Source organism: Candidatus Aramenus sp. CH1, from assembly GCA_022678445.1.
In the GTDB taxonomy this organism is placed as follows: Archaea; Thermoproteota; Thermoprotei_A; order Sulfolobales; family Sulfolobaceae; genus Aramenus.
This window is the reverse complement of the sequence record JALBWU010000016.1, coordinates 1-20,424: the sequence shown is the minus strand read 5'-3', so window position 1 is coordinate 20,424 and position 20,424 is coordinate 1. Positions and strand designations below refer to the sequence as shown.

The 20,424-nt window shown below is 50.2% G+C and carries 18 protein-coding genes; 10 read left to right on the top strand and 8 right to left on the bottom strand.

The annotated features are described in order from the left end of the window. Window positions 1-551 precede the first annotated feature (551 nt). Complete coding sequence (locus MPF33_10610; GenBank protein ID MCI2415672.1) at window positions 552-2,150, top strand: APC family permease; 1,599 nt, start codon at window positions 552-554, stop codon at window positions 2,148-2,150. 34 nt (window positions 2,151-2,184) lie between these two features. After that, the gene (locus MPF33_10605; protein ID MCI2415671.1) at window positions 2,185-2,979 is read left to right on the top strand and encodes a BtpA/SgcQ family protein; all 795 of its coding nucleotides are present in this window, start codon (window positions 2,185-2,187) and stop codon (window positions 2,977-2,979) included. Window positions 2,980-3,092: 113 nt separating this feature from the next. Here the strand turns inward: MPF33_10605 and MPF33_10600 are convergent, their stop codons facing one another. From MPF33_10600 to preA, 4 genes are read right to left on the bottom strand one after another with little or no spacing between them, the layout of a single operon-like run. Continuing rightward, window positions 3,093-3,236: a hypothetical protein gene (locus MPF33_10600; GenBank protein ID MCI2415670.1), complete on the bottom strand. Its 144-nt coding sequence runs from the start codon at window positions 3,234-3,236 to the stop codon at window positions 3,093-3,095. A gap of 44 nt (window positions 3,237-3,280) precedes the next feature. Continuing rightward, a complete protein-coding gene (locus MPF33_10595) occupies window positions 3,281-4,735 on the bottom strand; it encodes a cytosine permease (GenBank protein MCI2415669.1) in 1,455 nt (484 codons plus the stop codon). Between the two features lie 10 nt (window positions 4,736-4,745). After that, window positions 4,746-5,591 (bottom strand): hypothetical protein, encoded by an 846-nt coding sequence (locus tag MPF33_10590; protein ID MCI2415668.1) that lies wholly within the window; start codon window positions 5,589-5,591, stop codon window positions 4,746-4,748. Further along, on the bottom strand, window positions 5,575-6,621 hold the full coding sequence (gene preA, locus MPF33_10585) for an NAD-dependent dihydropyrimidine dehydrogenase subunit PreA (protein MCI2415667.1): 1,047 nt from the start codon (window positions 6,619-6,621) through the stop codon (window positions 5,575-5,577). Before preA ends, MPF33_10590 begins: the two co-directional genes overlap by 17 nt. 206 nt (window positions 6,622-6,827) lie before the next feature. Between preA and hydA the strand changes: the two genes are divergently transcribed. From hydA to MPF33_10560, 5 genes are all read left to right on the top strand, one after another. After that, entirely contained in the window at window positions 6,828-8,219 is a 1,392-nt protein-coding gene (hydA, locus tag MPF33_10580) for a dihydropyrimidinase (GenBank protein ID MCI2415666.1), read from the top strand. Between the two features lie 60 nt (window positions 8,220-8,279). Then, entirely contained in the window at window positions 8,280-9,533 is a 1,254-nt protein-coding gene (locus tag MPF33_10575; protein ID MCI2415665.1) for an amidohydrolase family protein, read from the top strand. A 114-nt stretch (window positions 9,534-9,647) separates the two neighbouring features. Further along, on the top strand, window positions 9,648-11,141 hold the full coding sequence (locus tag MPF33_10570) for a cytosine permease (protein MCI2415664.1): 1,494 nt from the start codon (window positions 9,648-9,650) through the stop codon (window positions 11,139-11,141). Further along, entirely contained in the window at window positions 11,138-12,244 is a 1,107-nt protein-coding gene (locus tag MPF33_10565; protein ID MCI2415663.1) for an FAD-dependent oxidoreductase, read from the top strand. Before MPF33_10570 ends, MPF33_10565 begins: the two co-directional genes overlap by 4 nt. Before the next feature lie 18 nt (window positions 12,245-12,262). After that, complete coding sequence (locus MPF33_10560; GenBank protein ID MCI2415662.1) at window positions 12,263-13,426, top strand: family 1 glycosylhydrolase; 1,164 nt, start codon at window positions 12,263-12,265, stop codon at window positions 13,424-13,426. Window positions 13,427-13,548: 122 nt separating this feature from the next. On the opposite strand, the gene MPF33_10555 is transcribed toward MPF33_10560, so the two are convergent. Both MPF33_10555 and MPF33_10550 read right to left on the bottom strand, forming a co-directional pair. Next, the gene (locus MPF33_10555; GenBank protein ID MCI2415661.1) at window positions 13,549-15,003 is read right to left on the bottom strand and encodes a nitrite/sulfite reductase; all 1,455 of its coding nucleotides are present in this window, start codon (window positions 15,001-15,003) and stop codon (window positions 13,549-13,551) included. 112 nt (window positions 15,004-15,115) lie between these two features. Further along, window positions 15,116-15,547 (bottom strand): globin domain-containing protein, encoded by a 432-nt coding sequence (locus MPF33_10550; protein MCI2415660.1) that lies wholly within the window; start codon window positions 15,545-15,547, stop codon window positions 15,116-15,118. 159 nt (window positions 15,548-15,706) lie between these two features. Between MPF33_10550 and MPF33_10545 the strand changes: the two genes are divergently transcribed. Beyond that, window positions 15,707-16,951 (top strand): MFS transporter, encoded by a 1,245-nt coding sequence (locus tag MPF33_10545; protein ID MCI2415659.1) that lies wholly within the window; start codon window positions 15,707-15,709, stop codon window positions 16,949-16,951. Further along, a complete protein-coding gene (locus tag MPF33_10540) occupies window positions 16,948-18,900 on the top strand; it encodes a molybdopterin-dependent oxidoreductase (protein MCI2415658.1) in 1,953 nt (650 codons plus the stop codon). Before MPF33_10545 ends, MPF33_10540 begins: the two co-directional genes overlap by 4 nt. A gap of 252 nt (window positions 18,901-19,152) precedes the next feature. Here MPF33_10540 and MPF33_10535 read toward each other — a convergent pair whose 3' ends face one another. Continuing rightward, complete coding sequence (locus MPF33_10535; protein ID MCI2415657.1) at window positions 19,153-19,317, bottom strand: hypothetical protein; 165 nt, start codon at window positions 19,315-19,317, stop codon at window positions 19,153-19,155. Between the two features lie 218 nt (window positions 19,318-19,535). Here MPF33_10535 and MPF33_10530 point away from each other — a divergent pair, with 218 nt between their 5' ends. Next, window positions 19,536-20,072, top strand: coding sequence for a uracil-DNA glycosylase (locus MPF33_10530; GenBank protein MCI2415656.1), 537 nt, complete (start codon window positions 19,536-19,538; stop codon window positions 20,070-20,072). Window positions 20,073-20,112: 40 nt separating this feature from the next. Here the strand turns inward: MPF33_10530 and MPF33_10525 are convergent, their stop codons facing one another. Then, the gene (locus MPF33_10525) at window positions 20,113-20,325 is read right to left on the bottom strand and encodes a hypothetical protein (protein ID MCI2415655.1); all 213 of its coding nucleotides are present in this window, start codon (window positions 20,323-20,325) and stop codon (window positions 20,113-20,115) included. Window positions 20,326-20,424: the final 99 nt, after the last annotated feature.

The window sequence follows — 20,424 nt, the reverse complement described above, 5'->3', positions numbered from 1 at the left end:
TCACAACTGCGGTTTTGACGCTTCCGGAATTGCGGGAGTAATCGGGGCTCCTCATCTTTAGTTCGCCAAAGAAAGCGCCATAAAAGGAAATCGTTTTCATGTTAAAACCTTCGTCAGGCGAGGTTTGTCTTCTTACTTATCACCGCCCAAGAGATTCCTCTCCAGCTTAAAGGGGTTTAGTGCGAAAGGCTGTAGCGTCTAACTTCCCTTTTCTGTTTTCTCGACTTCCTCGACTTAGAACGTGGTTTTGATGCCAGGGTTACTAGAAGAGTAACTATTAACGCAAAAAGTACCACGGAGACTGCCGCTACCACTTGTTGGAATATCACTAGTTCACCTTGTTTTTCACATTAATAAAGGTTGTATATAACAATTTCAAGAGATCCTCCTTAAACTGCTTGATGACTCAACGACGTTTTCGAAAACTTTATATAAAAAACAATGGCTATTTAAAAAAAGATGAAAATAGAAAGGTTATCCTACACACGATATAAATATTTTTTAAACATAAAATAAAAAAGTATATAAGGTCTTTAGTCAAATAACGTTTTATGTCCAGGAAGGGTATATTCGTTAGAGAGTCCTCAGGGCTAGTAAGGCAAATGGGAGCTAAGCACGCTTTTTCCAAGGTATTGGCCCTAATCGTCCCAATATCCCTTTACTACACTTTAATATACTCTCCCTCGTTACCGGCAGCAAACTGGTTTATAGGGATAGCGATAGCTCCTGTGATAGCACTCCCTATCTTCCTCACTTACTTAAAGTTGGCCGAGTACATCCCTAGATCTTCAGGAGAGTACATATACATATCTAGGATACTGGGACCACTCCCAGCTACTATTCAAGGTATCGCTAACATCATCTCAACCCCACTGCTAGCTGCCATCCTCTCCCAAATAGAGGTGAGCGCTGGGATAGCCCCCGCGTTTCAGATAATTGGCCTAGCGTTCAACAATTCCTCCCTCTTTAACTTGGGCGTGAACATGATGGTAAACCCTACCTATTTCTTCATCGTAAGCCTAATTTCCCTCCTCATAATGTGGGTAGTTAGCATATCCCCACAGAGGGTAATGGCGAACTTCCTGTTTGCAATAGCCTCAATGCAGGTGGTGGGGGCGTTAGTGATAATAGGCCTCTTTACTGAGGGCCACTCCACCTTCGTTGTGGACTTCAACAAGTTCTCCTCCATGTTCTCAGGGCCCACCTACGCCTCCCTTTACTCCAGCGGTACCTCCCTCTATTTCCCCTACACTGACCCCATACAGACGCTGGTCTTCGCGGTGCTGATGGTGATGTGGCTCTTCGTATGGTTCTTTGGCCCCTCCTACTTCGCTGGGGAGTACAAACAAGCGGCTAGGTCGCTGAAGCTGGGCATGATATCTGGTTACGTGATAGCCGCTGGACTAATCATAGCCCTCACTGTGTTAACTGCATTGACCATGGGCATACCCTTCTTCAACTACGTGGCGCTTAACGGCTGGGGGAGCTCCAACCCAGTCTCCGCAGGAGAGGGCTACATAGCTTGGGCTGGGGTAATGACAATTTCCAGTCCAGTCCTGGCCCTCATGGTAGGCGTGCTGAACATAGGCATACAGTTCGTTGCGGGCCCCCTGTCCCTAGCAATACCCAGCAGGGTAATGTTAGCCATGTCCTTTGACAGGCTACTGCCCGAGAAGTTATCGTACGTAAGCCCCAGGCTCCAGACCCCCTTAATAGCCTCGGCGGTGGCGCTGGCGCTGGGCGTATTCTTCGAAGTAGCAACGCTCTACTTGGGGTTTACAGTGTCCACCATAGCCCTCATAGCCATCCTCTTCATCTACCAGTTCCTCCAAGCTACGGTCTCCGCTGCTGTTGCGGGTTTCAAGGGGATAATTGGGGTGTCGTTGAGCAGGAAGGAAATGAACCAGCTGAAGGTGTACGGGATCTTGGGCTCCGCTGTCCTCGTACTGTCCGTTGCCCTCGCCATAGGTTACGCTGGGGTGAGCTCCTTGTACAACTCACTCGTGTTCGCCGGAAACCTGCCCTTGAACGTAGCGCTAATGGCGGCAATACCCGTCCTAGGAGTTGCGACTTACTTCTTGGCCAAGTGGTACAGAGTAAGGCAGGGAATAGACTTAATGTTAGCCTTCAAGGAGATACCCCCGGAGTGAAAGCTTAATACTTTTTTGGGAATACTCCTCCAAGATGTTAAGCGATCTCTTCCATAAAAAACCCTTTATCATAGGTATGATCCACCTCCCTCCGCTTCCCGGTTCTCCTAGGAACGAAATGGGCTTAGAAGAAGTTGTGGAATTCGCCCTCAAGGAGGCGAGGAAGCTGGAGGAGGCAGGGGTCAACGGGGTCATAGTAGAGAACCTAGGAGACTACCCCTTCTTCAAGGACAACATACCCCCAATAACCGTTGCCTCAATGAGCGTCATAGTGAGGGAAGTAAGGAGGAACACTAACTTTGAGGCAGTGGGGGTAAACGTCCTGAGGAACGGTTGTCTAGACGCGTTTTCCATAGCCCACGTTACTGGCTCCCAGTTTATTAGGTGCAACGTCTTGATAGGCGCTTACGTCACAGATCAAGGAATAATAGAGGGGAAGGCTGCTGAGCTGTTGAGGCTGAAGAGGTACTTAAACTCCCCAGTTATGATAGCTGGAGACATACACGTAAAGCACGCCTACCCCTTATACAACCTGCCAATAGAGCTCGCCTCCAGGGACTTGGCGGAGAGAGGAGGGGCCGACGCAGTGATAGTATCTGGTCAGAGGAGTGACATTCCCCCGAGCTTAGACACTGTAAAGAAGGTGAAGGAGGCGGTCAACTTGCCAGTTCTGGTGGGTAGCGGGATCCTGTTAAGCAACTTCAAGGAGTACTGCAGGGTCGCCGACGGGCTAATAATTGGGGAGAAGGACTTCAAAGAAGGGGAAGTGGTGGGAGGGCTCAACAACAAGGAGGCCTACGCTAGGCTGGTGAGGGAGTGCACCCTATAAATGCGGTTGACGTAATAATCTCCTTAGTCCCCTCTGAAATTCCTCCTCACCTTAAGGGGGATCTCGGTAGAGTTCCTCTCTCAACCCCAAGTGCCTCCAACTTCTCGACAAGCTCACGCCCTGTCGTAACGCCCTCCAGTTCTTCTAACTTCTCCTCTATGGCCCGCCCAATTACCTTCGCCCCTGTCAACCTCTTTGTGGGCTTTCATTTTAACGTAGAGCTGCTCGGGAACCTTAACGGTGATAGACTTTTCCATAAGCTGTAGTCGCAAAAACGAATATATAAAAAGCGTGCAGACTCTTAAGGCTCTTTTAAACTTCTTGTCCTAATATCGCGAATCTCTCTACTATATAGCGACAATAGCTTCCCTTTAACTTTTCTACCTAACACATCGTGACCTCTCATTCTCAATAACAAGTAATAAATAAGGGCGGATATAAGGCTACCTAAAACCTGATATGGGAAATAGTTAGACACAACTCCGAAGACGTCATAATAGTTTAGGGCTACTCCTATTGCCAATGCTATTACACCATTCCAACCAATTGATTTAGTTACTTTATAAAATACAGTGATTGATGCATTCTTTAATGAAAAGTAATAGTCCACTATTAAGATAAATGTAAATGGAAATATCACATCACCTACCAGTAATAGGAAGTTCTCTACATAGTTAAGTATTCCTAAAATTGCTAATATTGTAGAGATTACACCTAAACCCAAGGTGGATATGGGTTGAGAAATCTTATAGGACTTTATCCTCTTGAAGAAAACCTCAACAGCTACTAATAAATCTGCCACAGCAGGATACAAGTTCATTGCATTAGTGTGAATTATAGCTATTGAGGCACCTATAGCTGCAAATATTACCCAAACTGGATCCCCTGGCTTATAGATAGCAGCTAGATTCCAATTTCCGGTAGTAGCTTGGGATATGTACCCTAATATTCCCATCAATAGTACTGGTAACATTATTCCTAAGCCGGGGGATAGAAAATAGGCTACTGACCTCCCGTTATACGGCTTTGCAAATCTGGTTACAGTGGTTATCTTATACGACCATGACAGTATAGAGAAGGATAGTATCAAATTAATATCTAAACTCCAATTTATAGGAGAAGAAGGCTGTAATAATTTACTTAAGTCTGGATGATATGCAGAGAATAGGTAATAAGTTAGTATTGCGTAACTTATCACGAGCAAGGGGGCAGTATATTTGTAGAAATAGTTTAACCATTTTGCTCCAAATATTACCAAAATTATTTGTAATACGCCGAGTATGATAGCCCATAATACGAAGGACAACCCACTTGTAGCAGATAATATCTGTGCGCCAACAGCTAAGTTGAGTCCAAACCAACCCATGTTAACTATCGTATATAACATTGAAAGAGCGTTAGCCGGGTAATATCCAAACGTTCCTCTAGCTTGGACTAATGACACAATTGGTTTCTGTCTACCTATTTCAGAGAAAAGTCCTGCTGGAATTATTCCTATGATAGTTGAGAGAAATATTATAGCAATAAAATATGGTATACCTACACCATATACGAGTAAGCCTGCCAAAGGAGTTGCAGCAGACGCACTAGCCATTGCCCAGAAAATAAACAACGAAGCATAGCTCATGTTTCTCATCTTATTTGGTATTGGAAGAATTCCTATTGTCTCTATCTCTCTGCCCACTTTTCCAATCTCGGGTATTCCCTCTGACGCCTCTTTAATCTTTTTTTCCAGCTCGTTTTCTGACTTTGACATCTGGTACCCCTTATAAGCTCTCAATGTACAAGGAGGATATCTCGCCGTAGTTCTCCGGCTTTCTGTCCTTGAGGAAGGGGGCCTTCTTCCTCCTCTCCCTAATCGCGTTTAGTTCCAGGTCTACGACCTCGTACCCCTCGCTAGTCGACATCTCCTTTACTATCTTTCCTGAGGGGTCTGCCACGAGGCTCTTGCCGAAGTAGTCAATCTCCCTGCCCTGAAACACCTCTGCAGTCCTGTTTACTCCAACTACGTAGAGGGTGTTGAATGCAGCGTGGGCCCTGAGCTCTAGTTCCCACGTCTCGGGGTAGAAGTTTGTTGTAGTCGGTATAACTACTACGTCCGCCCCCTTCAACGCTAGGATCCTTACGCCCTCGGGGAAGTGCCTGTCGTAGCAAATGACGCTGCCTACCTTGTAGTCGCCGAAGTCGAAGACCGGGTAGTCTTTCCCTGGCTTAAAGTAGAACTTCTCGTAGTAGCCTGGCAACTGGGGTATGTGGGTCTTCCTGTACTTCCCTAACACCTTCCCCTCCCTTATGAATATGGCAGTGTCGTAGTAAACTCCCCTGACCTTCTTGTCCTCCTCGAAAATGGTTATAATCATCCCCACCTTGTACTGCCTCGAGAACTCGGCGAAGGTCTTAACAGTTGGGCCGTCGTCGGGCTCAGCTAAGTCGAAGAACTTGGGATCCTCTGTAGCCGGGAAGTACTGGGTGGTGAAGAGCTCGTTGTAGACTATCAGCTCAGCGTTGTCCCTTACAGCCATCTTAGCGTAGTCTAGGGCCTTCTTCACGTTAGCCTCCTTTGACTCTACACTCCCCATCTGTACCATTGCCACCTTAACCGTAGACCTCACCCCTTACTGCGTTGATTTCCTCGTCCACCGAAGTCCTCCTCTTGGTTACCTTTTCCAGGAACTCGTAGCTCCTTATTTTCTTAGCTGCAAGCCCAACCATGTCCTCAACGCTCGAGTATCCCTTCCTTTCCATGAACTTTACCAGCTCGCCCTTCCACTCAGAGACGAACTCGAAGCCCCTGAGCATTGTGTAAGTGACGGACTGGACTGTCCTTGCCCCCATCATTATGTACTCCACCGCGTCCCTCCAGCCGAATATCCCTCCTACTCCGCTTACCTCCAAGGAGGTGGAGGAGAACACCTTGGAAACCGCTGCTAGGCCTATCGGCTTCACCGCGGGCCCCGAGATCCCGCCGTAACTTGAGTATCCGTTGACGTCGGGAAGTGGCTGTGCCCTCTCAATGTCCACCCCTATGACGCCGTTCACGGTGTTTATGGCAGTTACCGCCCTAGCCCCTGCCCTTTCTGCACTCATAGCTACCTCTGCTATCTCAGTTACGTTAGGAGTCAGCTTTACGATCACGGGCACGCCGACCGAGGACACGACCTCCTTAGTGTAGCTGAACACTAGGTCTGGGTGCTGTCCTATGAAGGCCCCAGTCCTCTTCTCCGGCTCCCCGTGGGGACAGCCGAAGTTGAGCTCTACCATGGAGGCCCCCCTCTCCTCTGCCCACCTGGCCAGCTTGACCCACTCGGAGTAGTCCTGCCCTCCCATTATGCTGACGATAACCGGCACATTCACTTCAGACCTTATTACTCTCATGTACTTGTCCCACACTTCCAGGGGATCCTCAGTTATGAGCTCTAAGTTCTCGAAAGCCGCCAGCTCCCTGTTCACCCTCATGGAGGCGTACATTGGCCTTACTGACTTCCTTACTATAGACTCACCTATCGTCTTTAGGACTACGCCTCCCCAGCCTGCCTTATACGCCGAAATTACCTTTTCTGGGTTTCCCGAAGTTGGACCAGAGCCCACGAGGAAGGGGTTAGGGAAACGGACTCCCTCGAACTCTACTGAAAGGTCTTTCATATTCCTCAGACCAATTGTACCGTATTTAAGCCTTTGGATAGAAACTTCTGTCCATTTTCCAATAACTTATACACTAATACCCTTGAGATTTAACGTAGACTGGAGAAAATGTTGAAAATAATTCGAAAAGACTTTGCATATATGTTAAAAAGTTTTTCACATTAGCGTAAAGAACCCTTATTATTAGCTTGCAGGGACTGGAGATTATGGCTCTAGACCTAGTCTTGAAGAACGCTAAGGTCTTCACGGCCTCAGGGCCCATGGAAGGAGACATAGGGATAAAGGAGGGAAAGATCGCAAAAATAGGCTACATCCAAGAGGAGTACACAAAGTCCATTGACCTCTCTGGGAAGTACGTCCTCCCTGGGCTAATAGACGGCCACACTCACATGGAGTTCCCCTTCATGGGCGAGGTGACTGCAGACGACTTCTACTACGGCACTAGGGCCTCCATCGCTGGGGGCGTAACTACCATAGTCGACTTCGTCACTCCAGCCCCTGGCCAAGACCTCCTCTCCGCCTACAAGATGTGGAGGGACAAGGCTGACCCAAAGGTCATCTCCGACTACGGGCTACACATGATAATCAGGGAGGTGAACCCCAAGATAGTGGAACAGATACCGGACGTCGTGAACAAGGGGGTAATGAGCTTCAAGCTCTTCATGGCCTACAAGAACGAGCTAATGCTCCCAGATGGGGAGCTCTTCAAGTTGATAAAGACCATAAGCGACTACGGCGGAGTAGTAGGAGTACACGCTGAGAACGGAGAGATAATCTACGAGCTGATACAGCAATTCCTTAGAGACGGAAAGGTAGACCCAATATACCACTACTACTCAAGGCCAGATATCCTGGAAGTGGAGGCCACAAACAGGATAGCGTCCATAGCCAGCCTCGTTGGAAAGCACGTCAAGATGTACATTGTCCACACCTCCACTGGAGAAGCCGTGGATATAATCTCCTCGTACAGGAGGATGGGGTTCAAGTTCTACAACGAGACGACACCACATTACTTGACCCTTAACTTGGAGGCGTTGAAGAGGCCAGACGCCTATAGGTTCGTCATGAGTCCACCGCTGAGGAGCGACGAGCAGAGGACAAAGCTCTGGGAGAGGCTTGCCTCAGGGGACATATTCACGGTGGGGAGCGACCACTGCACCTACTCCGACTCCCAGAAGAAGAGGCACACCGATAAGGTACCGCCGTTCCACGAGATACCCAACGGAGTCCCTGGAACCGAGAACATCCTCCCACTGCTCTTCTACTTCGGAGTCAAGAAGGGGGCTATCACCATGGAGAGGCTGGTAGAGGTGACCTCGCTCAACCCAGCGAAGTTGTTTGGGTTATACCCAAACAAGGGGGTCGTAATGCCCGGAGCCGACGCAGACTTCGCTGTAGTTGACCCAAACAGGAAGGTCAAGATCTCGGCGGACGTGTTGCACAGCAACATAGACTACACCATATACGACGGAGTTGAGGTGGAGGGATGGAACGTGATGACCATGAGGAGGGGAGAGGTGGCCTACGAAGAGGGACAAGTGGTAGCCAAGAGGGGTAGCGGGAAGTACGTGCCAGGTAAAATCCCAGTGCTGGTGTAGGCTCCCGTCCTCTTTGCCTACTAAGCTAAGGTTTTTGTTTCCGGAGTCGTTATTCACCTTGTGATAATCTCCAACGTTAAGGTACCAACGGAAAACGGGCTAATTGAGGCCGAAGTGGAAGTAGAGGAAAAGAGGATTAAGAGGGTGGGCAAGGCAATAGAAGGTCAGGAGAAGAAGAACTTTCACGGCATGTTGCTTTTCCCCGGAGGGGTCGACAACCACGTGCACATATTTAAGAGGTATTTGAGGGTTCTGACTTCAGACACGGTGAGGAAGAGCACTGAGGCCGCTATCTACGGTGGCACGACCACGGTAATAGACTTCGCCTTTGCCGACTTCAGCCCAAACATTGAGGAGAGGGTATCCCAGTTCCAGGAGAGCGCCACCAACTACTCCTTCCACATATTTGCGGACAGGATGAGCGAAAACGTGAGGAGGTACTCGAGGCTCTTCAACTCAGTGAAGTTTATGATGGTGAACTACGCCCGGCTGAGGCCGAGCTTGAAGGGGCTAGCGGAGATCTCAGAGAACTTCAACGGTTACATAATGGTCCACGCGGAGGACGAGGAGCTGATCTCAACCTTGGCGGAGGGGAAGAGGGGGAGGGCTAAACTACACGCGGAAGTGAGGCCGAAGGAGGCGGAGTGGAGCGCGGTGCTGAGGGCTAGGGCGGTGGTAAAGAGGGGCCTAATAGCCCACGTCAGCTCAGGGGCGACGCTCGACTTAAAGGGGCACTTGTTGGCAGAGGTCGTTCTTCACCACTTGATCCTGTCCTCCAAGGTATACGAGAGAGAGGACGCACATAGGTTTGTTACCTCTCCCCCCGTGAGAGACCCGGAGGAGATATGGGGTAGGATAGACAAGGTCCATGTGATAGCCACTGACCACAACTGGTTTGACGCTGAAGTAAAGGACTCCCACAGGGAGTTCCCAGAGCTAGTGCCCGGCCTCCCCGGAGTTGAACTGAGGGTGCCAATGGTGATAACCGAGTTCTTGAAGAGGGGCCTACCACTCAACAAGGCAGTGGAACTACTCTCCGCTAACCCCGCATCCTTGAACCAATTGGACACGGGAAGGCTGGAGCCAGGGTATAGAGCAGACCTAGTGGTGTACAACCAGAACGTCAAGTGGAAGGTGAGCGTAAACACCACACATATGGCAGACTGGACGCCTTACGAGGGCTACGAGGTAATAGGGAGGCCGGAGTACGTGTTCTTGAACGGGGAGCCGGTACTCGAGGGCGGTGAGCTGAAAGGGGGAAAGGGAGAGCTCCTCACAAGGAGGGATCTGGGAGAAAATACACCTTCCAGTTGACTCACGTCTATCAATAAAATATTTAATTTTTACCTTGTGATTTTCACGAAAAGATTAAATTAGTTTTAGAATCAACTAGAGAAATCTTTTAACCAACCTGTCTCCCTTTCAATTATGGAAAGGGAAACTAAGAAGGAGGCAAGTCCATTTGACGCGGTAATAACAAACAAAGACGTATTGCCAGTCCCACAGTCCCTCAAGAAGTGGGGGGCTTGGGACTTCTCTATGGTGTGGCTAGTGATGAGCGTAGGCGTTCTTACGTGGGAATACCCCTGGTTTGGGATATTTCTAGGACTTCCTTGGGGAGTAGCGGTATTAATGGAGTTCTTGGGAAACGTGATTACCCTAGTGCCAATGATCATACAGTCCCACGCTGGGGCAAAGTACGGAATAGCTGAGCCACAGGTTACTAGGACTAGGTGGGGCATTTGGGGGGCTCAGTTCCCCTCCATAGTGAGGGCAATAATAGGGACTGGATGGTGGGGGATACAGATCTTCGTGCTCACTGAGATAGTTGCCGGGATGTACTTGTACTTGACTGGTAGACTCGACAGCGTAGTCCTGCCCCTCCTTAAGTCGGGCTCCGCCAACTCTTACACTATCTCCCTAGCAGACCCATCGCTCTTCTGGACAGTGTTCGTCATAGCCGTGGTGGCCGAGCTTGCCCTTCTTTACTTCTCCCCAATAAGAAAGGGGCAGGAGGCACTGAGGAAGTTCAGCCTAGTCGTGGCCCCGTTAGCTGTTGCCTCTCTGACTGCCATATTCCTTTACGAGGGGATCAGCCACGGCTGGTACTTGGGTTCCTTGCCGCCAGCCTTCGGCCCCTTCTCTTGGGTCTCCGCCCTATCCTTCCTCGCTGCAAACACTGCCAATTGGCTTACCATGGCCATAAGCATGCCTGACCTAGTTAGATTCGCCAAGTCCCAGCGCTCCCAAATATACGGACAGCTTGCCCTTCCAATTTCCTATGCAGTTTTTGGTGTCATGGGCGTAATGGGTACCATGTTCGCCTACTCCTCCCTCCACTCCACGGTCATAGACCCAGTCCTCCTGTCCTTACTCACCTTGCCTGCTCCGCTCTTGGCCTTCGTGCTGGTGTCGCTCTTGCTGGAGACCTTTGGAGTGAACACTCTGGCCAACCTACTCCCTCCAGGGTACGATTTGTCCAACATTTACCCAAAGAAGCTCTCCTGGTTCAAGGGCGTGCTCATAGCCACTGTGCTGGGACTGGCCATAGGAGCGTGGAGCTTCCTGGGCTCGGCGTACAGCTTCGTAACCAACTGGTTGTTGGCCTATGGTACCGCCCTAGGAATAATAGTCGGCATAAACGTTGCGGACTACGCTATCATAAGGAGGTTCTCCCTTAACGTTGAGGCTGTCTTCGTCAGAAAGTCTGAGTACTGGTACTGGAAGGGGTTTAACCCAGCCGCGTTCGTGACATTTGCAGTACTTGCAGTAATCTTGTACTCCCCAGACTTAGGGATAAAAGTTGGCCCACTGGAGGTGTTAGCAGAGGTGGGCCCAGTGTCGGGGCTATTCGCTATACCACTTTACTTGATCTTAATGAGGACTCTTGGATACTGGAGGCGGGGGAAAAGGGGAAAATGAAGTGCGTGGAGGAAGCTAAACCCCTAGAAAAGGGTTTTCCCTACACCTACTCGAAGTTCGACACAAAAGGACTTTTTTACCTCTCGGTAAGGGACGAGGAAGAGCTGAGCCAGAGGGTAACGGAGTGCGTGGAGGAGGGAGTTCCCATAATTCCCCTGGGCTATGGAACCACTAACTTCTCCCAGTTGAAGCCAAGGAGGAGGCCCTCGGTTTACCTCGACGTGACTGGGCTAAAGGGAATAATAGACGAGGGAAAGGACTGGGTAGAGGTGTACCCAGGGAATAGGGTTGGAGAACTGTTAAGGTACTTAAGGAAACAAGGAAAGGACTTGCCAGTCTACCCGAGTAGCTTCGAGATCTCTTCCATAGGGGGCTTCGTCGAGGGTGGAAGCGGCGGCCCTGGGTCGTTTAACTACGGACCCCACTTCAAGGTGCTTTCCAAGGAGGTGGAGTTGATCACTCCACGTGGGGGGCTAAAGCTTTCAGGGAGGGGAGCTCTAGGCGTAACCCACGCCTGTGGGACTACTGGTGTTTTGAAGAGGGTAAAGGTGAACGCGGTCGAGTACGTAGAACGCAAGCTACAGTACGTGGAAGTCAGCGAAGTTAAGGAGTTGAGGGAGATGATAGCTAAGATGTTCAAGCAGAGGGAGAAGTTCAACTTGGTAAGCGTCTACAACAAGCAAGGTTTTAAGGGAACCTTTAGGGAGGAGGCAAACAAGAACTGGGTAGTGGTGTTCTCTTCAGCCCTTGAGCTCGGGAGTAGCCTTAGCGTGGACGATAGGTTTAGCTTTGCCACCTCATTTGCAGTTAACACGGGGAAAAGGTGGTACGTCATGGACCTCGAGCTAGAGGAACTTGAGAGCCTAGAAGAGGTAAGGGACAAGGGAGCTGTGCACGGGGAGGTAGTGAACTTGGGAGAGCCGACGTTGTTGGTGGACGTGTTCTCTGAGAAGATGGTAGGAATGAGGGAAAACGTCAACGAAAAGGTAAGGGACCACTTGTTGAGGTTTAAGGGGTATGGAAGGGAGGTACTTGAGGAGATCGTGGAGCTGAAGGCCAGAGCAGACCCAATGGACGTATTTAACCCAGGAAAGCTCATCTAACTGTGAACTGGCATGCTCATGGGCTTCTCCACTTCCGCCTTCCAGTACGAGGAACCAACGCCCAACAGCGACTGGTACGCGTGGATAACCGACTACACCAACCTTTTCCTCCACAAGGTCTCAGGCGACCTACCGGGGAGGAACAAGTACTTGTCCGCCTACCAAAAGATCCACGAGCTGGCGGTAAAGGTAAACGCTAACGCTTGGAGGCTGAGCTTCAGTTGGGAGAGGCTCTTTCCGGAGCGGGGAAAGGCGTCCAAGGACGCCGTGACGCTGTACAGGGCGGTACTCAAGGACTTGAAGGACAGGGGCTTCGCGGTATTTGCTTGCTTAAACCACTTCGTCTTGCCCTTGTGGCTCCACGATCCCATAAAGGCAAGGGAGACCCTCCTCAGGGAGGGATCCTTGGGCTGGTACAGCGAGGACACGGTGGAGGAATTCCTAAACTTCGCTAAGTTCGCCTTCGAGAACTTCTCCGAGTACGTTGACTACTGGTGCACATTTAACGAGCCTAACAACCTGGTGGACTTCGGCTACTTGACTGGCTACTTTCCTCCGGGAATCACTAGCCAGCTGTCGACAAGGAGAGTTAGGGAAAATGTAATAAGGACCCATAACGCGACCTACGACCTCCTGTCGAAGCAGGGGGCAAGGGTAGGGGTGGTCTACAACTTCCCCGCAGTAGAGGGGGAGAAGACAGAAGAGGTGGAGAAGGCAATGATCTGGGAATTCATGGGAAGGGTGAAGGTAGACTGGGTTGGGGTGAACTACTACTCGAGGATAAAGGTCGACGGGAGAGGTATACCGCTTGAGAGGTACGGATTCCTCTGCGGGTCTAGGTCTTCCCTTGACGGGAACCCTTGCTCGGACTACGGTTGGGAGGTCTACCCTAGGGGTATAAGGAGGGCAGTAGAGTTAGCTGGCAAGCTGGGGAAGCCGGTCTTCGTCACTGAGAACGGGGTAGCAGACGAGAGGGACGTGCTGAGGCCAAAGTTCATCCTAGACCACTTGGAGGAGCTCAAAAAGTCCAGGGTGAAGGTGGAGGGCTACCTACACTGGTCGCTTATGGACAACTTCGAGTGGAACTTCGGGTACAAGATGAAGTTCGGGGTATACGACGTTGAGATGAACCCAAAGCCTTCTGCATCTACCTTTAAGGAGGCTACTCAACTCTTCGCGTAAGGAGGAGTTAACGAAAACTTATTGTTAACGTCAGGGTATAGGTGGACTTGGCTACGCGGTAAAACGGACACTCTCAGGGGACAGGAAACGAGGAAGTTAAGAGGGAGTTAACAATTACTGCCTTAATGGAAGGTCTTCTCCAGCTCCTCAGTAACAACCTCGAAAGACGATATCCTCTCCGTTAACCTCTTTGCGACCTTTTCGTACCCTACCTTGTCAAGGAGACCGCGGAAGTCCCCCTCCTCGCCTTCCTCCTCGTACATCTTTACTACTTCCTCAACTACCTTTTCCGCGTCTTCTGGCTTCACGGTGCCTATTATTTTCCCTATGTGAGTCGAGGAGTCCCCTCCCATAGTGACCACTACCCTCACGTCTCCCCTGTTTGAGAACGCCCCAAAGCCCAGGTCGGCTATCCAGTGCATTCCGCAAGAGTGAGTACAACCGCTTATGTTCACCTTAAAGTTCCTGGGATACTTTGCGCTCTTGAGGTAATCGTATATCCTCAGCCCTATACCCGTCGTGTTTATCAACGCTGGGGGACAGTAGTCGTTGCCTATACACGAAACCACCGTCACGTCGTCGTAGGAGTAGGGCTCTCCCCTGTCCTTAAACCTCAAGTCGAGTCCAAGGCCTTTTAGCCTCTCGTAAGCCGCCTTCCTCTCCACCTTGTAGGGGATGTCTATGCTCTGCCTGTTGAAGAGCACGCCGAAGCCGAAACCGCAACAGTCCATGAAGTCCGCCAATTCCCTTAACTTCTCAGAGCTGATCCACCCCGTTGGCACATGTACCCTGACGTAGTTGGAGTCGAGGTACTTAGGGGAGAGGTCGGGTACTTCGTCCTTGCCGATCTTTCTCGCCTCCTCCAAGATCATCTCTTTCACCTTCTCCAAGCCGTACTTCTTGACCACCCACTTAAACCCCCTCTTCTCTCCCTCTCTTTTTAGCAACTCCACCGAGGCTATTACTACTGGGAGGACCATCTCAGCCGTAACCTCGAAGGCCTTTTGAGATGAGAAGGCGTGTTCGCCTATTCCCCCTCCTAGCCTCACCTCAAAGACTCCGTTGCCCTTCGCCACTATTCCCACGTCCATGGTCGCTGGACTTGCACAGCCCCCCTCACAGGCAGAGATGCTCACCTTAAACCTCTTGGGCAACGTCTCGTACTCCCTCTTGAACCTAAAGTAGTCCGCAATGTGCTCGGAGAACTCCTCTGCGTCAACCTTTGCGAGGGGACATAGGTGGGATGGGCACGGGATCACGTTCCTGACAACTGTTCCACAGGAGTCCCTAGGAGCAAGCTCCGCCTCAGCAAGCTCTGCTATTACCTTGTCGGCCAACTTGTAGTTGACCTCGTATAACTCCACGTCTCCCCTCGTGGTGAGCTGAACCTTCCCGTTGCCGTACCTCTCGCTTATCTCAGCTAACTTCCTCAACTGGAAGGAATACCACTTGGAGGGATCCCGCCCCTTTCCTTGCCTTATCCTTATGGAGATGAGTTCGTTGTCTCCCCTGCTTTTGTAGAGTCCTTCAAACTTCCTTGGATTAACTTCTTTAAAGATTTCAGCAAATTTTACCATAAACCCTAATTTATTATATCTCTTTTTATTCTTGATGCGCTTTACTGTTAAAAAGTTTTAAACAAAAATGTTAGATATTAGGCTCAAGGCTTTGAAGAAAAAAGCGAGAGAATTAGCCCTTAAGCGCATCGTAGATCTTGGTCTCCAGCTTTGCTAGGTAGTTGGCGAGTTCCCAGTAGGCCCTTTCCCACGCCCCTATTACCTTATCGTCTTCTGTCAAGTTCTCTCTTATGGAGTCCCTTAAGCACTCCCACACGATTGCGTAATGCTCTGGCCTAACCCCCGCCCTAACGTGGGATAGGGCTACCTTGCTCAGAGCTTCCTTGATCCTGTCTAGGTTTTCCACGTTCCTGGCGTAAGCTAAAAGGGCTTTAGCGAGTCCCTCAGAGTTGTCCTTAGTGAACATAAACTTAGTCTCTGGGTACCTCTGGAAGAGGAGCTCGTACATCCTGCTGGTTACCTTTACTCCGTACTTTTCAAGGAGGGGTATAGTTGATTTCACTATTTTTATGTCCTCTTTGCTCAACATTTTTATCGATTTCATAACTTATTAACCCTGGCATTAAGATTTTTCATTTTATTGTAATAAACTTTAAAAATGTCATGATAGAACCTCGCCGTGAAGATTTCACATGACTGTTAAAAAGTATTAAGAATTAAAATGGTATAGGTTTTAAAACTAATTAGATGTTTAAGGGACTACATGGAAGTATTAAAAAAAGAGTTTGGAAACCTCGCGATCCCAACTTACGCCTTTTTCATAACTTTTGTAGCGTGGACTGCTTACTCGCCCTTGGGGAGCGTCTTCTTTAAGGAGTTCCACTTGAACTTCGCGGAGCTGGGCCTCCTACTGGGCCTGCCCAAGCTCATGGCACTGCCGACTAGGTACGTCTTCGGCTACCTCTCGGACAGGATAGGGGCTAGGCTCTCCCTGATCCTAGTCACCGCCTTGTCCTCCCTAGCAGTTGGCCTTACAGGGTTCTCCTCGTCCTTGGTCCAGCTATACGCCTCTGCCACGCTACTGGGAGTCGCAGGGGGAACTTTCCCGGTGGGGATAGCCTACATATCTAGGAAGTTCAAGGCGATGAAGGGCACGCTCCTAGGCGTATACGGGGGACTGGGGAATTTCGGTAGCTCCGTGAGCGGGCTCATAATCCCAGTCCTCTTCTTAAGCCTAGGCTTCAAGTTGACCTTTGTTGCCTTGGCATTAATGGTCGCGTCTTCCGCAGTACTCTCCCTCCTTTTGGAGGACGACGAGTTGAGGGTTAAGGGAAGGGTGCCCGCCATGGCGCTTGTCTTCCTTCCCATATCCCTTGGCTTCCTGGTCGCCATCAGCTTCCTCAAGCTAAGCCTAGCTGAGCTACTCTTGGCCGAGATCTCCATGGTGTTAATGGCCTTCGCCTTCACCTACTACCTTCACGACAAGACGGTAACTTACCTTTCGTACTTGTACTTCGTGAGCTTCGGCGGTTTCCTGGCAGTGGGGCTCTGGGTCCCGTCCTTGTTCTCACTGATCTTCGGGTTGAAGCTTGTCTCCTCCGGCCTAATCCTCTTCGCCTACGGAGCTACGACAATAGCCTTTAGGCCCCTCGGGGGAGCGTTGGGCGACGTGATGGGAGGGATGAGGGCCACGAAGCTGTCCTTCCTTTTCATATCCCTCTCGTCTGCCCTCTTCTCCTACGCCACGTTCTTAAAGGACTTGGAGCTGGCAATAGCGTCCGTGGTCCTCCTGGGGGCGTCGCTCAGCCTGACAAACGGCGCAGTGTTTAAGGCCGTGTCGGAGACGCAGGAGGCCAGCAAGGTCGGGGAGGCCTCTGGGATAATAGGCGGGCTTGCAGGGTTTGGAGGCTTCGCAATCACGGCTCTACTGGGCTTCATAGACGAGGTCTACCCCTTCGCCTCTCCCCTACTCCTCGCAGTGATGTGCTTGGGGGTGATAGTAAGGTGAGAACCATCTGCCCCTACTGTGGGGTCGGCTGCGGGATAGTGGTAAAGGAGAAGGCAATAGTGCCGGAGAACTACGTCACTAACAAGGGGATGTTGTGCATAAAAGGGGCAACGCTCTTGGAGACCTTGGACTCTGGGAGGCTCCTCTATCCCCAGCTCGACTCCAGGGAGGTAACGTGGGAGAAGGCCTTAGACTACGTGGCCAACAAGATAAGGAGGGCGTCGAGGAGGGACAAGGACAGCGTGGCAATTTACGTAGGAGCCCAGATACCCACCGAGGACATATACTTATCAGTCAAGCTAGGGAAGGGCTACTTAGGCACTGCCTCCTTCGACTCCAACGTTAGGCTGTGCATGGTGAGCGCTGCCTACGCCCTAAAGTACTCCTTCGACGACCCATCCCCTTCTGCGTCCTACGACGAAATAGACTCCGCAAACACCTTTTTCCTAGTTGGCGTTAACCCTGCCTCCAGTTTTCCAGTCCTGTGGAACAGGATCGTCTCAAACAAGTTAAGGAAGAAGGCAAAAGTTATAGTAGTGGACCCCATATTTACTGACAGCGCCCAACAAGCCGACGTCTACGTGAGGGTCCCACCAGGGAAGGACGTCCTCCTCCTAGGCTCCATAGCCAACGAGCTAATAAGGCAGGGAGTAGTGAGGATAAGGCCGGAGCACTTCGAGGAGTTCAAGGAATCTGTCAGCTCTTTAGTCCCGGAGAGGGTGAGCAGGATAATAGGCGTAAGCGAGAGAGTTATACGCGACCTAGCAAACACAATAGCTAACTCCAAGACCCTGTTCATGTGGGGGATGGGGGTAAACCAGACGGAAAGGGGAGTGGAGACTGGGGTCTTAATATCAACTTTGGCCATGCTCACGGGGAACGTGGGGGAGGAGGGGACTGGCGTATTGCCGTTAACCGGACAACACAACTCCATGGGGGCGAGGGAGGCAGGGGCCCTTGCTGGAATGCTACCGGGTTTAAGGTACGTTGATGTCGAGGAAGAGGTGGAAGAGGTGGAAGACTTCTGGGGGATCCCCAGGTACTCAATACCGAGGCACTACTACACCATAACTGAAATCTACAAGTTAATGGAGGACAGAAGGATAAAGGTGCTTTGGGTAATAGCCACAAACCCCGTCAAGTCGTTGCCTAGATCCCTGAAGTTTAAGGAGTTACTCAGCTACGTCGACACCGTAGTGGTCCAGGACAGCTACCACACGGAAACGGTAGAGGAGGCTGACGTGGTGTTTCCGGCTGCTAGCTGGTCAGAAAGGGAGGGCATACACACCGCTGGAGACAGAACTGTGGGAAAGCTAAACGCTATGAGGAGCCCGCCTGGGGAGGCATTGCCCGACTGGAGGATAGTCTCCTTAGTGGGGACAAGGTTGGGGTTCAACGTTAGCTACAGCTCTGTAGAGGAGGTGTTCAACGAGTTCAAAGCTCTAACGAGGGGAAGGCTGGACGACATATCGGGATTGACGTACCACGACTTGGAAAGGGGGTATAGATGGCCAAACAACGCGTCGACGGTTAGGCCTAAGGTCTTCAAGACTAGGCCAATCTACCTAGACTGGGACCTCCTGAAGAAGGAAGAGGACTGGATCACGATAATAACTGGACGCACTAAGGGGCACTGGAACACCATGACCAGGACTTCTAGGAGCTTCAAGCTAAAGCTCATCTCCGAGGACAACTACCTCTTCCTCCCGGCGCACTATGGGAAAAAGCTGGGAGTAAAGAACGAGGAATATGTTGAAGTAGCGACCTTGGAGGGGAGGGTGAAGTTCAGGGTAAAGCTCGTGGACTGGATAAGGGGAGAAGTGGCATTCGCTCCCTTCCACTGGGGGGAGGCAAACAAGATCATGGACTGGAGGGTGGACAGGGAGAGCAAGGAACCCTCGTTCAAGCAGTTGAGGGTACTGAGCATTAGGAAGGCCTCGGAACAGTAAGTTAGGCCTAGGCCTTCCTCCTAAGTCATTCTTGGGCATAAATGGAGATAAAGCCTCGGATTACCGACAAAATCCCGGGGAATCAAAACCTCTCTTCTTTTGGTTCAAAGCCTCTCCAGTATCGCCTCGTTTACGTCAGCCACGTAGACTCTCATCTCCGCCTTACCGTTTAACAGGAACAGCCTCCCCCTCGCTCCCTCCCCTGCTATCTCCTCCTTGCCAAGCTTTAGCTGGGGGCTTGAAGGATCCCGTCTACCACCTTTTGCCCAATGTCTTAAACCCTTCGCCCTTTATCACTAGGTAGCCCGCGGATATCTTTGGAAGGTATCTGAGCTTCAACACGATCTCCCTCATGTCGCCGTTTACCCTCTCCACCTCCTTTAGGTTGAAGTTTGACTGTGGGCCCGGTTTGCCCAAGTAATAGGCGAAGAGAATGTTCGTCTTTCTTCCTGCACTTTAGGTTTAATTCAAGAAAATAGGCTTCATTTAAATAAACCTTATTAAACTTTATACTCGTGATGAACAATTTTTTCTCTAGGCTCATTTCATGCAGGCTTTGCCCCAGGCTAGCTGAGTATAGAGAATCCTTCCCTCAAGATTACTGGGGAAAGCCAGTCCCTCCAAACGGAGATGTCATGGCTAAGATAGTTATTGTAGGACTTGCCCCCGCAGCTAGAGGTGGAAACAGAACTGGGAGAATGTTTACCGGAGATAAAAGCGCAAACAACCTAACGTGGGTCCTTTACGAAGCCGGGTTAGCAAACAAACCAACGTCTGAGCACAAAAATGACGGCCTCCTGCTTAAGGTTTACGTAACCTCTGCCGTAAAGTGCGTTCCTCCAGAAAACAAACCAACAACCGAGGAAATAAGGAACTGTAACGCCTTTCTGGTTGACGAGATAAGGATGCTGAAGAACGCTAAGGTTTTTGTTGCTCTGGGAAGGGTAGCTTGGGACGCTTTATTAGTTGCTTTTAAACAGCTGGGATACCAAGTGCCTAAGGTAAGCTTCTCTCACGGGGCAGAAGTCTTGTTAAGAGGCGAGAAAGACGTTTGGTTATTGGGCTCTTATCACCCAAGCCCTAGAAACGTGAACACTGGAAAACTTTCTAAGGAAATGCTTCTTCAAGTGATTTTAAGAGCAAAAGAGCTAGTGGGAAATTCATTACCTTAACTTGTCGCTTCAACCTTCTGCGTGAAAAGCTTTGCCTTTTCTAAAGCTTCTCAAAAAACGTCTCGTCTATATCTGCAACGTACACTCTCATCTCAGCTTTTCCGTTTAGCAAAAATAGCCTTCCTAAAGCTCCCTCTCCAGTTATTTCCTCGCTACCTAGCTTTAGCCTCGTTGCTTTGAGAACTCCTTCTACTACCTTGCCCAACAGCTTGAACCCATCTCCTTTTATCACTAGGTATCCGAGCGTGGACAAGAATTTTGTTATTTTGATTTAAATTGAATTTTCTTATGAAAAGCTTTTTAGGGTGAGAACGCGAAGGGGTTTGACTTCCTCACCCAAATAACCTTTATT